This window comes from Pseudomonas sp. F220, from assembly GCF_057813935.1.
Window position 1 is genome coordinate 72,696 of the sequence record NZ_JBVASJ010000017.1, and the last position, 11,954, is coordinate 84,649.

The 11,954-nt window shown below is 59.9% G+C and carries 9 protein-coding genes; 8 read left to right on the forward strand and 1 reads right to left on the reverse strand.

Annotated elements, in window-relative coordinates:
- Positions 1–45 precede the first annotated feature (45 nt).
- The gene (basC, locus tag ACZYSM_RS16480; RefSeq protein ID WP_489072521.1) at positions 46–1,362 is read left to right on the forward strand and encodes a putative histamine N-monooxygenase; all 1,317 of its coding nucleotides are present in this window, start codon (positions 46–48) and stop codon (positions 1,360–1,362) included.
- A 98-nt stretch (positions 1,363–1,460) separates the two neighbouring features.
- Here the strand turns inward: basC and ACZYSM_RS16485 are convergent, their stop codons facing one another.
- Positions 1,461–3,629 (reverse strand): condensation domain-containing protein, encoded by a 2,169-nt coding sequence (locus ACZYSM_RS16485; RefSeq protein WP_489072522.1) that lies wholly within the window; start codon positions 3,627–3,629, stop codon positions 1,461–1,463.
- Positions 3,630–3,999: 370 nt separating this feature from the next.
- Between ACZYSM_RS16485 and ACZYSM_RS16490 the strand changes: the two genes are divergently transcribed.
- The 7 genes from ACZYSM_RS16490 (at position 4,000) to ACZYSM_RS16520 (ending at position 11,905) form a co-directional block, all read left to right on the forward strand.
- Entirely contained in the window at positions 4,000–4,518 is a 519-nt protein-coding gene (locus ACZYSM_RS16490; RefSeq protein ID WP_489072523.1) for a sigma-70 family RNA polymerase sigma factor, read from the forward strand.
- 162 nt (positions 4,519–4,680) lie between these two features.
- On the forward strand, positions 4,681–6,486 hold the full coding sequence (locus ACZYSM_RS16495; protein ID WP_489072524.1) for an ABC transporter ATP-binding protein: 1,806 nt from the start codon (positions 4,681–4,683) through the stop codon (positions 6,484–6,486).
- Complete coding sequence (locus ACZYSM_RS16500) at positions 6,480–8,249, forward strand: ABC transporter ATP-binding protein (protein WP_489072525.1); 1,770 nt, start codon at positions 6,480–6,482, stop codon at positions 8,247–8,249. Before ACZYSM_RS16495 ends, ACZYSM_RS16500 begins: the two co-directional genes overlap by 7 nt.
- A complete protein-coding gene (locus ACZYSM_RS16505) occupies positions 8,246–9,190 on the forward strand; it encodes an ABC transporter permease (protein ID WP_489072526.1) in 945 nt (314 codons plus the stop codon). Before ACZYSM_RS16500 ends, ACZYSM_RS16505 begins: the two co-directional genes overlap by 4 nt.
- Positions 9,187–10,137, forward strand: a complete 951-nt coding sequence (locus ACZYSM_RS16510; protein WP_489072527.1) for an iron chelate uptake ABC transporter family permease subunit — start codon at positions 9,187–9,189, stop codon at positions 10,135–10,137. The genes ACZYSM_RS16505 and ACZYSM_RS16510 overlap by 4 nt, the downstream gene beginning before the upstream one ends.
- A complete protein-coding gene (locus ACZYSM_RS16515; protein WP_489072528.1) occupies positions 10,134–10,916 on the forward strand; it encodes an iron ABC transporter ATP-binding protein in 783 nt (260 codons plus the stop codon). The genes ACZYSM_RS16510 and ACZYSM_RS16515 overlap by 4 nt, the downstream gene beginning before the upstream one ends.
- Positions 10,913–11,905: a siderophore ABC transporter substrate-binding protein gene (locus ACZYSM_RS16520; protein WP_489072529.1), complete on the forward strand. Its 993-nt coding sequence runs from the start codon at positions 10,913–10,915 to the stop codon at positions 11,903–11,905. The genes ACZYSM_RS16515 and ACZYSM_RS16520 overlap by 4 nt, the downstream gene beginning before the upstream one ends.
- The last annotated feature ends 49 nt before the right edge of the window (positions 11,906–11,954 follow it).

The following is an 11,954-nucleotide window of genomic DNA, read 5'->3' on the forward strand; positions in this document are numbered from 1 at the left end:
CCCATTCCCACCCAAACAGCAGTGCCTAGGGAGATGGATCGGATGATGGATATACCAACTGTTGATATTGCCGGTGTTGGCATAGGGCCCTTTAATCTCGGGTTGGCCGCGTTACTGTCTACACACCCCGGCGTGACCGGTATTTTCCTGGACCGCAAAGCGGAATTTCGCTGGCATGAAGGGCTTCTGTTACCCGGTACAACGCTCCAGGTTCCCTTTCTGGCGGACCTGGTCACGATGGCGGACCCCACCCATCAGCTGAGTTATTTAAATTATCTGCACCAGCACGATCGCCTGTACCCGTTCTACTACTACGAAAACTTTCAGGTGCCTCGCCGCGAGTATGACCATTACTGCCGATGGGCGTCGCAGCAGCTGCGGGCCTGTCACTTCGGCGAAGACATCTGTGATGTGAGCTATGACGCGAGCGCTGACCGATTCCTGATTGAAAGCCAGTCCGTGTCAGGCTTCAAGCGGCACTACTACAGCCAGAACCTCGCGATCGGCGTAGGTACCGTGCCGTTGCTGCCTCAATGGGCCCAAGTCAAAAGCACGGCGCCGGTCATGCATTCGGCGGAGTTTGGAAAGAGGCAGGAACAGCTGTCGAAATGCCGGAGGGTCACGGTTATTGGCTCCGGCCAAAGTGCAGCGGAGTGCGTATTGGCATTGTTCAACGAATTGACCCCCGAGCGGATTGCGGCGGGGGCTTCGATTCGGTGGATCACGCGCTCGCCGGGTTTTCACCCCATGGAGTATTCGAAACTTGGCCAGGAGTGTTTTACGCCTTCCTATATGGAGTACTTTCACAGTATTCCGCGGGAACGGCGCCGCGACATCGTTGCGGGGCAGGGGCTACTTTATAAAGGCATCAGTTTTTCGACCATCGCGGACATCTACGACCTACTCTACGAGCGCTCGATTGGCGGCAGTGATCCGGGCCTGACCCTGCTTTCCAACTGCGAGGTCGAGACCGTGGAGGATATCGGCGGCACACTTCGAATAGCCTACCTGCACCGTGAACTGGATCAGACAAGTACCCTCGAAACGGATGCCATTGTTGCAGCCACAGGTTACGGGCATGTCTGGCCGCAGTGGTTTGAAAGGCTCAAGGGCACGGTGCTTGAAACCGATGATCACGGCGACTGTATCGTCCAGGAGGATTTTACTGCGCGCCGCTGCGATGAAGGCGCCGGCCGCATTTTCGTGCAGAACGCGGAAATCTTCCAACATGGCGTTGGCTCACCGGATCTCGGGATAGCTGCCATTCGCAATGCGACGATTGCCAATCAGCTGCTCGGCCGACAGCACTACCGCTTGCCCAAGCGCTCATCGTTCCAACGCTACGGGATGCATGAGGCTTAGAGGTCACTGCTTGGCAGGGGCTCGTATTCGAGCGTGATGCACAGGGTCTTGTTAAAGCGTTTGGCTTTACCAAGACCCTGATTGAGGGGGCTCCACGGTTACGCGCGGATGTGATCCAGGACTATGTCGGCTGCATCGGGCGTCGCGAACAGCGCGAACACCTGATCAATCGTAGCGCTGAGGCGCGCCATCTGTTCTGCGTTGTAACGATCTGAGCGGTAAGTGACCACCAGGCGCAGTGAGCGTTTTGCGTCGATCAGATCTTCCATAATCTCGAATTGAATCCCGAACATCGATTGATTCTTGTCCGGGTCAATCTGCCGGTAGCGGATCGTCCCTGCGTCTGGAGTGCTCAAGGCTCCATTCAAGGCGTTATTGGCATGAATCTGGATGTAGACGTCGAACAGCAGGCCGTCTGCAGCCGTCATGCCCAAGGATTTTTGAATCAGCTCCATCGGCACATCGGCATAGGCCATGGAGTCATTGATCAGGTGGGTGACGTTTTCGATCAGTGCGCCAACTGCCTGTTGAGGATCGAACTGCACCCGGTGCGCCACCATCGTGGTGAAGTAACCGACCGTCTCGTAAAACTCCGGGTCGGTTCGGCCGGAGGCCGACGTGCCGATCACGATATCCTTCAAGCCACCGAGTTTATGCAGGGAAAGAGCAATGGCCGTATAAACCACGCTGAACAGAGACGAGTTGTTCTGTCTGGCGAAGGCATACAGGTTATGGGTGATGTCGTGGTCGGGCTTGATCTCAAACCACTGGGCCTTCGATGAAACTTCTTTGGCAGGCACGCTGGCCTGATGGTCAGGGGAGGGCAGCTTCAAGCCACGGGTTGCATCACGCAGCATGCTCGTCCAGTAGTCGAGATGCTTCTGATTGAGGCCGGAGGCCTGTTCTCGTACGGCGAACTCATGGAATGACCGCGCAGGTGCTTCCCAAGTTGGCGCTGCGTCGGCGGCACGGGCGAGGTAGGCCTGGGCCAGTTCCTCCATCATGACGTTGAGCGACCATTCATCAATGGCCATGTGATGGACGAGCAAGGACAGGGTTTGGCGCTTGCGTTGCGAGTCGTAAATGAAGCGAATTCTGATCGGCAGTTCGCGGGCCAGATCGAACTGATAAGAGGCTTCGCTTTCCAGCGTTGCACCCAGGCGTTCATGGCTTGGCCAGAACCACTTGTAGTGGGACAGTTGCGCGACCGGCACAATTTGCTGATACGCCTCATTGTCCTGGAAGTGGAAGGTCGTACGCAGGCTGGCATGGCGTTTCAGCAGGTCGGAGAAGGCCTGCTCGAATAGCGCTTCATCCACGTTATCGAGGAAATCCAGGGCAAAGGGCAGGTTGAAAATCGTCCCGAACTCATAGGCAACGTAGGCCCGCCCAAGGGAGGCCTGGGCCAGCGCGAAAGGCGCCTTCACAACCTCTTGCGGCAGGTGTGCAGCAGAAGCGGCCGCATCGTTTTGAGGAATGACGTGCGCGCGCGATGCCAGGGCGGCTGCCGACGGGGCGCTGAAAAAGTCATTGAACTGGACTTCAATCCCATGGTTGCTCAGCAGCTTGCCAATGATGCGGGTGGCCAGCAGGGAGTGGCCGCCAAAATCAAAAAAGTCATCGGTAAGTTGCATGTCGGGCTCTGCCAGGGCCCCGCGGAATTCGCCAAGGATAATCGTCGCGACTTCACTGTTGTTGGCCGCTGGCTGGGCGCTGGGCGCACTGGCTGTTGACGATAGAACCTCGCCATCCGCCTGGCGGCGCAACCAGGGAATATCGCTGGCTGAGAGGCCTACATAGGCGTTCAGGACCCGGCGATACAGGTTGTCCTCCTGGCAGGTCTGGTCGAGGATCTGATGCAGTACGAAACCGAGGATGACGTCATTCCCGGTTTGGATAATCAGCGCCTTGAACGGCGGCTGGCTCTGCGCGTCCCACGGTGCGGCTTGCTGCGAGAGCAATTGATCGGTGGCTTCGGCGTCGGAGTGTGAGCGAATGAGCTCAACGCAAGATTGCCAGTCATTGGCGTGCACTTTGTGCACTTCACCGTCGTCGTTGAACTGATAGCGTGCATTCAGATCGGGCAATGTTTCGATGACGGTCTTGATCGCCAGCTCGAGCCTTGAAAGGTCGATGTCGGCGTCGAACCGCCAGGCGCTGAAGTGTTTGAGCGTACGTTCGGGGTATTGCTGCTGCAAGAGCCAGAAATGCTCCTCGTCACCCGTGACAGATAGTTTCGGTAACGAATCTGGATTGAGTTCCATCATGGAAATTTCCCGCCTTATCAAACTGAACAGTAAGAAGTAGAGATGGCACCGAGTGCCGACAGAACCATCCTCGGTCTGTTGTAACGCCCAGGGTTGCCAGCGCTTCCCCGGTGCGCCTGGTCGTTCCAGGCGTGATTCTTGAAGTGAATGAAACCCACCGTATTTTTTGCCGACCCCTGTGGGCGGGACCGGTCGATCAGCCCTGTCAGCTCATTGAGGTGTGCTGATCCCCGGCGCCACGTGTGAAGAGGCGCTACAAGCCGATCGCATTGCAGGAGCTCAACGAACTCAGTACTATGCAAATAATAATCATACTGATTCGCATTAGTCAAAATCTGGTCGCGAATTCCATCGTCTCAGGAGAGGTGTCGTGGACAACGGAGCGTTCGCGTTTAAGCAACAATTTGAAAAGCTGTACGCCGACCACCACAGTTGGCTGTGCAGCTTGTTGCGCCGCAAGCTGGGCAATTCGGTCGATGCCGCAGATCTCGCCCATGACGTCTATCTCAATCTCATCAAGAAGGGCCGGGTCCCCTCGACCGAGGAGTCTCGCTGTCATCTGACCCAAATCGCCAAAGGGATGGTGATCGATCTGTATCGCCGCCGGCATCTTGAGGCCAGCCATTTGGAGGGGCTGAAGCTGCAGGCCGAACCTCTGGCGCCGTCAGAGGAGATACGCGCCTTGGTGACTGAAACGCTGACTCAGATCGATGATGCGCTGCACAGCAAGCCAGCCAAGACTCGTCAGGCGCTACTGCTGTGCAAGCTGCATGGCATGGGCCACCGCGACATTGCCACCGAGTTGAAAGTGTCAGTGTCTTCCGTCGAGAAGTACATCGCCGCTGGACTGCGAGCCTGTTACCCGTTCGTACCCGGATCCGGGCCTTGATCCGCCTCGCGGTTCGATGCTGCGTAGCAAATTAATAGGTGTTTCGATTGAGGATGTTGCGTTGGTGTTCGGAGTACAGGGTGAGCAGCGCGTAAAACGCTCGAACGCAAAGGGAGTCAGGCATGCCTTCAGGCTGCCTGCAGTGGTTATTCAGGAGAGCTCATGAGTGTTAATGATGCAGCTGCGGCCAACCCCGCCGCCACCGGCTCGGTATCCCAGGTACTGAGACCCATACGCGGCCGACTGATTGTCGCTGCGGTACTGGCCGCCATCGGGACCATGCTGACGATGGTGCCCCTGGCCGGCATTGCCCATATCGCACAGTTCGCGATGGGCCAGGCCGAGGTCGCTACGGCCTGGGTCCAGATGCAGGATCAAGTCTGGCGAGTCGTCATCATCAGCCTGGTCTGCCTGTTCCTCGGCATGACGTTGATCTCGGCGGGCGAGATGGTCGCGCACCTGGCCGACAATCACATCACCGGCCATTTGCGTCTGGCGATTACCCGGCGGCTGGCCAAGGTGCCGCTGGGCTGGTTTACCAGCCGGGCGTCGGGCGAGGTCAAGCAGGCGATGCAGGATGATATCGGCACGCTGCACAGCCTGACCGCGCATTTCTATACCACGCTGGGCCGCACCATCGGCGCGATTCTTATCTCGATCCTCTACCTGTTCGCCATGGACTGGCGCATGGCGATCATCTCGCTGCTGCCATTCCCGCTGTTTTTCCTGTTCTTCTCCAGGGCCACCAAAGCCAGCGGGGCGAACATGCAATCGTTCGGTGCTGGCATGGCGCGCATCAACAACGCGGTGGTGGAGTTCGTCAACGGTATTCCCGTGGTCAAGGCCTTCGGTGTCGAGGGCAAGGCCCACGGCAGCTACCGCGAGGCGGTCGATGCCTTCGCCGACGCGTTCACCGAGTTCACCCGGCCACTGGTCAGCGCGATGGCCAACGCCCACGCGATGATCACCCCGGTTGCGGTACTCGGGGTGGTGTTGGCTTTTGGCACCTTGTTTGTGGGCCTGGGCTGGATGACGCCGGTCGAGGTGTTGCCCTTCGCGTTGGTGGCGCCGGGTATCTGTGCACCCTTGTTGCTGTTGAGCTACATCACCCACGACCTGAACAATGCCACCGGTGCTGCCCAGCGCGTCCATACGCTGCTGGAAACGCCAGTACTGGAAACCTTGGCGGGCGATTCACCGCAGTTGCCTGAACATGCCGAAATTCGTGTCGAGCAACTCGGCTATAGCTACGACGGCCGGAACCCGGTGCTCAAGGACGTCAGCTTTACCCTCAAGCCCGGCACCGTGACGGCGATTGTCGGTGCTTCCGGCTCCGGCAAGTCAACCCTGGCTCGCCTGCTGCTGCGCTTCTTTGATCCGAGTGAAGGGCGCATTACCCTGGGCGGTGTCGACCTCAGGCAGATCGAGAGCGCGCAGTTGTACCGGCGCATCGGCTTCGTGCTGCAGGAAGTGCGCCTTATCCATGCCAGCCTGCGCGACAACATCGCCCTGGGCCGGCCCTCGGCCAGCCAGCAGGAAATCGAAGACGCAGCACGCACCGCGAACATCCACGAGCGCATCCTCGCCTTGCCGAGGGGCTACGACTCGGTCATCGGCGAAGATGTGCAGCTCTCGGGCGGCGAGTTGCAGCGCGTGAGCATTGCCCGTGCCGTGTTGCTGGACCCGCCGGTGCTGGTGCTTGATGAAGCCACGGCGGCAGCCGATGCCGAGAACGAGGTGAAGCTCCAGCAAGCGCTGTCGCGATTCGCCCAAGGCCGCACCTTGATGGTGATCGCGCACCGACTCGACACGGTGATGCACGCCGACCAGATCATCCTGATCGACAACGGCACGATCTGCGAGCAGGGACGTCACCACGATCTGCTCGCACGCAGAGGCCGCTACGCCCGACTGTGGGCGCTGGGTGGCTACGAACAGGCCAAGGAACAGGCGGTATCGTCATGCTGAAAACCTTTATTCAACTGCTGGGTGAAGACGCGCCGGTATTGCGCCGCTACGTCTGGATGACACTGTTCTATGGCCTGCTCTGCGGGCTGACGATTATCACTCTGGTGCCGGTGCTCACCAGCCTGCTGGGCAACGACGTGCGCGCAGCGGGGCAATGGCTGATCGTGTTGTTGATCGGCGTGGTGGTCTGCTGGGCGCTGCGGCGCAGGGTGGAGAAGGCCGGTATCCGTGTAGGCATCGCCGTTCTCCAGAGGGGCCGTCATCGACTCGGCGACCACGTTGCGCGTCTGCCGGTTGGCTGGTTCACTGCGCATAACACCGCTCGGCTCAGCCATGTTGCTTCCCAGGGCATGATGGAAATGGCCCAGCTTCCTGCCCACGTTTTCACGCCCTTGATCAGTGGCGTGGTAACGCCCGTGGTGATCCTCGTCGCACTGTTCGTATTGAACGGGCAAATGGGCCTGATCGCGCTGGTGACGCTGCCGATTCTGTTCGGTGTCTTCCTGCTGACCGCTCGCCTGGGGCAGCGCGCCGACCAAAGCTTCCAGCACAACGCTGCCCATACCAGCCAGCGTATGGTCGAGTTCGCCCAGGCTCAATCTGTGCTGCGTGCCTTCAACGGCGAGGACGGCGGTACACATTTCCTTGAGCAGGCCATCGGGCGGCAGCAGCAGTCCGCCAGGCGCCTGATTCACGTATCCGCGATGTCGGTGGTGTTCAATGCCTGGGCGGTACAGGCCGGCTTCGCCGCCTTGCTGGTGGCCGCCGCGCTGTGGCTGGGAGATCAGTTGGGTGGGAGCCTGGAGGCGAGTTCAGTCATCGCTGTCATCGTGTCGCTGCTGTTGGTCAGCCGTTTCATCGATCCGCTGCTCGACGTGGCAGGGTATAGCGAGGTTCTGCGCGGCGCGCGCGGCCAGCTTGAAGCGGTGCGTGAGATCTTTGCGGTCAAGCCCTTGCCGGAGCCGCAGGCGCCACAAGCGCCGGTGGGTGGATCCGTCGAGCTGCGTGACGTGAGCTTCCGCTACGCCGAGGACCAGGCCGATGTACTGCAAGAGGTCAGTCTGCGTATCGAGCCGGGCAGCATGACCGCCCTGGTCGGTGCTTCCGGCTCGGGCAAGACCACCCTGGTGCGGCTGATTGCGCGTTTCTTCGACGTGACTCAGGGCGCCGTGATGGTGGGCGGTGTGGATGTCCGGCAGATGTCCAGTGAGCAACTGGCCGGTCAGATCAGCCAGATCTTCCAGGACGCTTACCTGTTCCAGGGCAGCATCGCCGACAACATCCGCATCGGCAAACCCGATGCCAGCGATGCCCAGGTGATGGAGGCGGCGAGGCAGGCCGGCGTCGTGGAAATCATCGAGCGCCTGCCCCAGGGCCTGAATACACCCGTGGGTGAGGGCGGCGCCCGACTTTCCGGAGGTGAGCGCCAGCGGATCTCCATCGCCCGTGCGCTGATAAAAGACGCACCTATTCTGTTGGTCGATGAGGCCACCGCAGCGCTTGACGCCGAGAATCAGGCCGCCATCGCCGAGGCGCTGGCACGCTTGCGTGGCACCCGTACGCTGATCGTCATTGCGCACCAGCTGTCGACGGTGGCCATGGCCGATCAGATCCTGGTGCTCGATAACGGCCAGATCAGCGAGCAAGGCTCCCATCAGCAGTTGAGTGCGAAACCAGGGCTCTACGCGCACTTTCTCGCTCAGCGCCGGGCCGCGAAGGGCTGGCGGATTGCCGAGGCGTCTGGCAGTGAGGACGGTTCTTGAGTCGTGCAGCTTTATTGATCCTGTTTGCCGTGCTCTGTTGTCTTTCGTTGATGGTGGGGGTCAAAGAGGTTTCCTGGACAGCACTGTTCACGTTCTCCGATGACGCCTGGCTGACCCTGACTGCCAGCCGCCTTCCGCGTCTGGCGGCATTGGTGCTGACCGGGGTGGGGCTGGCCGTTTGCGGCGTCATCCTGCAGCAGATCGTGCGTAACCGCTTCGTCGAGCCGGCCACCTCCGGCGGGCTGGATGCGGCAAAGCTGGGCATTCTGGTTTCACTGACGGTGGCGCCTGCTGTTGGCGCAGCCGGCAGGATGCTGTTTGCACTGGCGTTCTGCTTTGCCGCGAGCCTGCTCTACGTCGCGATCATCCGCCGCATCAAGTTCAAGAACACGGTGATGGTTCCGGTCGTGGGCCTGATGTACGGCAGCGTACTGAGCGCCATCGCCGAGTTCTACGCCTACCGCCACAACATCTTGCAGAGCATGCAGGGCTGGCTGCTCGGTGACTTCTCCAAGATCGTCCAGGGCAACTACGAGATCATCTACCTGATCCTGCCGATCGTCGTGCTCACTTATCTATTCGCGCACCGGTTTACCGTGCTCGGCATGGGCGAGGGCATGGCGACCAGCCTGGGCTTGAGCTATTCGGCCAACGCGGCGCTGGGGCTGATGCTGGTGGCTGTCACCGTCTCCGCCACGGTCATTACCGTGGGGGCGATCCCCTTCGTCGGGCTGGTGATTCCCAACCTGGTGGCGCTGCACTACGGCGAGAACCTGGAGCGAACATTGCCCATCGTCGCCTTGTGCGGCGCGTCGCTGCTGTTGGCCTGCGACATCCTCGGCCGCCTGCTGATTTACCCCTTTGAAGTGCCTATCGGGCTGACCGCGGGCAGCGTGGGCGGTGTCCTATTCCTCGTGTTGCTGATCAGGAAGTACACATGAAGGGCGTGGCTACCCGCTATGGCCTCTGGGTGCTGGTCCTGGCCTTGGCGATCGCGTTCCTGTTGCTGGGGTCTGGCTTTGACTTCGACTACGTCATTCCCAAGCGACTCACCCGTTTGGCCGCGATGTGTATTGCGGGGGTCTGCATTGCCTTTTCTTCGGTGATTTTCCAGACCATCGCCGGCAATCGGATACTGACGCCGGCGATCATGGGTTATGAGGCGATCTATCTGCTGTTCCAGGCGCTGCTGATCCTGGTGCTGGGCACCCAGAGCCTGGTGCTGCTGGGGCGTAACGGTAACGTCCTGCTGTCGATCCTGCTGATGCTCGGCTATTCGTGGCTCATCCATCGTTGGCTGTTTCGTGACGGGCGCAACAACGTGTACCTGCTGCTCCTGCTGGGGCTGGTGCTGAGCATGGTGATGGCGACCTTTACCCAATTTATCCAGCTTAAGATCAGCCCCGGCGAATTCTCGATTTTCCAGGGCTTCAACTACGCCTCTTTCAACAAGGCGCAACCCGGGCAAGTGCTCTATTCGGGTGTGCTGGTGGCGGCGGTATGCTTCATCGCGCAGAGAACCCTGCCGGTGCTCGATGTACTTTCCCTGGGGCGTGACCAGGCGATTTCCCTGGGGGTCGATTACCTGCGCAGCGTGCGGCTTCAGCTCGCGCTCATTGCGATTCTGGTGGCGGTCTCCACCAGTCTCGTCGGCCCGACGGCGTTCATGGGCGTGTTCGTTGCGAACATCACCTATGCGCTTGCCCGAACCTCCAGGCACCGGATTACGCTGCCCATGAGCTGCGCCATCGCCATCGGCATTTTCATCGTCGCCCAGTACCTGGTCGAGCAGATGTTCAACTACAACACCTCCGTCAGCATCCTCATCAATCTGGTGTGTGGCGTGTATTTCCTCGCGCTGATGGTTCGAACCCGAGGCACCCCATGATCTCCCTCAGTCACGTCCACAAGGCCTATGGCAACAAGCACGTCCTTCGCGACGTTAGCGTCCAGTTCCCGCCAGGGCAGGTGACTTCGCTGATCGGCCCCAACGGGGCGGGCAAAACCACGCTGCTGATGTTGATCGCACGGCTACTGGCGCCGACCCAGGGCGACATCCAGATTGGCGGGCGCAGCATCTCGGATGTGCCCATCCGCGACTATGCCAAGCGCGTCGCCACCTTGCGCCAATCCCCCGATTTCAACCTGCGCCTGACAGTCGAGGAACTGGTCGCCTTCGGGCGCTTCCCCTACAGCCGCGGGGCGCTCACCACGCAAGATCGTCATGCCATCGATGAGGCCATCGAGTTTCTGTCTCTGCAAGCGCTACGCCATTCTTACATCGACGAGCTCAGCGGCGGACAGCGGCAGATGGCCTTCCTGGCGATGACCATTGCTCAGCAGACGGACTACCTGCTGCTGGACGAGCCGCTCAACAATCTCGACATGAAGCATGCCGTACAGATCATGCGTGCGCTTCGCCGCTTGTGCGACGAACAGGGGCGCACGGTGATCCTGGTGGTGCATGACATCAACTTCGCCGCCAACTATTCCGATCATGTCGTTGCCATGAAAAACGGTGCGGTGCACTGCCATGGCCCGGTCGCGGAGGTCGTTACCCAAGCGCGCCTGCGCGATCTCTACGAACTGGATTTCGAGATCCTGCAGAGCGAGCAGGGGTTCGTCTGCAACTACTTCAACCCATCACCTTCAAGGGAATTGATATGAGCGCTGATAACGCAAACAGAATCTGTGGGGTGCTACTGGCGGTTGCCGTGGCAACGGGTCTGCAGGGATGCGATAAACCGTCGGCAGAGGCCGCCCGGCCACCCGCTACGCAGGCAGCACAGGCGCACTACGAGCCGGTAAAGATTGAGCATCCGCTGGGTACAACCCTGATCACCAAGCTCCCCGAGCGCGTGGTGGCCTTCGATATGAGTGAGCTCGATACACTCGATCAGCTGGGGGCTCCGGTGGTGGGCATCGCCAAGGACTATGTTGCCAGCTTTCTCGTCAAGTACCGGGACGACCCGAACATCGTGGATGTGGGGTCGACGATTCAACCCAATCTTGAACGGTTGCACGCACTCAAGCCCGACCTGATTCTGATCTCTCCGCTACAGGCACAAAGTTACCAGGAGTTGAGCCAGATCGCTCCGACCGTCTATGACGATGTGGACCTGACCAACAAGCAGGGCAACCTCATCACCACGGCCAAGGAGCACTTGACCACCCTGGGACGCATCCTCGGCAAGGAGGAATTGGCCCGTCAGAAAGTCGCGGAAATGGACGCCAAGGTGGAACAGACCCGGCGCGTCACCGATGGACGCCCCGAGAAAGCGCTGATCGTGCTGCATAACAATGGGGCCTTCACCTCTTATGGCGTGAAGTCGCGCTACGGGTTCATCTTCGACACCCTGGGTGTGAAACCGGCCAGCACGGACATCGAGGCTGGTTTGCATGGCCAGCCGATTTCCAATGAGTTTATCCAGCAGGCCGATCCCGACATCCTCTATGTGATCGACCGTACGGCGGTGATGGAGCATCGGCCGGCACTGGACATCAAGAGCCTGGATAACCCGCTGTTGCGCAAGACCAAGGCCTGGAACAACGGGCATGTGATTTTCGTCGATGCCCAGACCTGGTACCTGTGTACCGCCAGCGTGACCTGCCTGAATCGCATGGCTGACGAGGTGGTTCAGGGCTACAAGGGCTGATTCGGTACGCGTAACTGCAGCACAAAGGGCTGGTGCCATTTAGGCACTG

Coding starts and splice junctions, on each gene's coding strand:
- ACZYSM_RS16510 (WP_489072527.1), top strand. CDS start 9,187: ATGAAGGGCGTGGCTACCCGCTATGGCCTCTGGGTGCTGGTCCTGGCC.
- ACZYSM_RS16520 (WP_489072529.1), top strand. CDS start 10,913: ATGAGCGCTGATAACGCAAACAGAATCTGTGGGGTGCTACTGGCGGTT.
- ACZYSM_RS16485 (WP_489072522.1), bottom strand. CDS start 3,629: ATGATGGAACTCAATCCAGATTCGTTACCGAAACTATCTGTCACGGGT.
- ACZYSM_RS16500 (WP_489072525.1), top strand. CDS start 6,480: ATGCTGAAAACCTTTATTCAACTGCTGGGTGAAGACGCGCCGGTATTG.
- ACZYSM_RS16495 (WP_489072524.1), top strand. CDS start 4,681: ATGAGTGTTAATGATGCAGCTGCGGCCAACCCCGCCGCCACCGGCTCG.
- ACZYSM_RS16515 (WP_489072528.1), top strand. CDS start 10,134: ATGATCTCCCTCAGTCACGTCCACAAGGCCTATGGCAACAAGCACGTC.
- basC (WP_489072521.1), top strand. CDS start 46: ATGGATATACCAACTGTTGATATTGCCGGTGTTGGCATAGGGCCCTTT.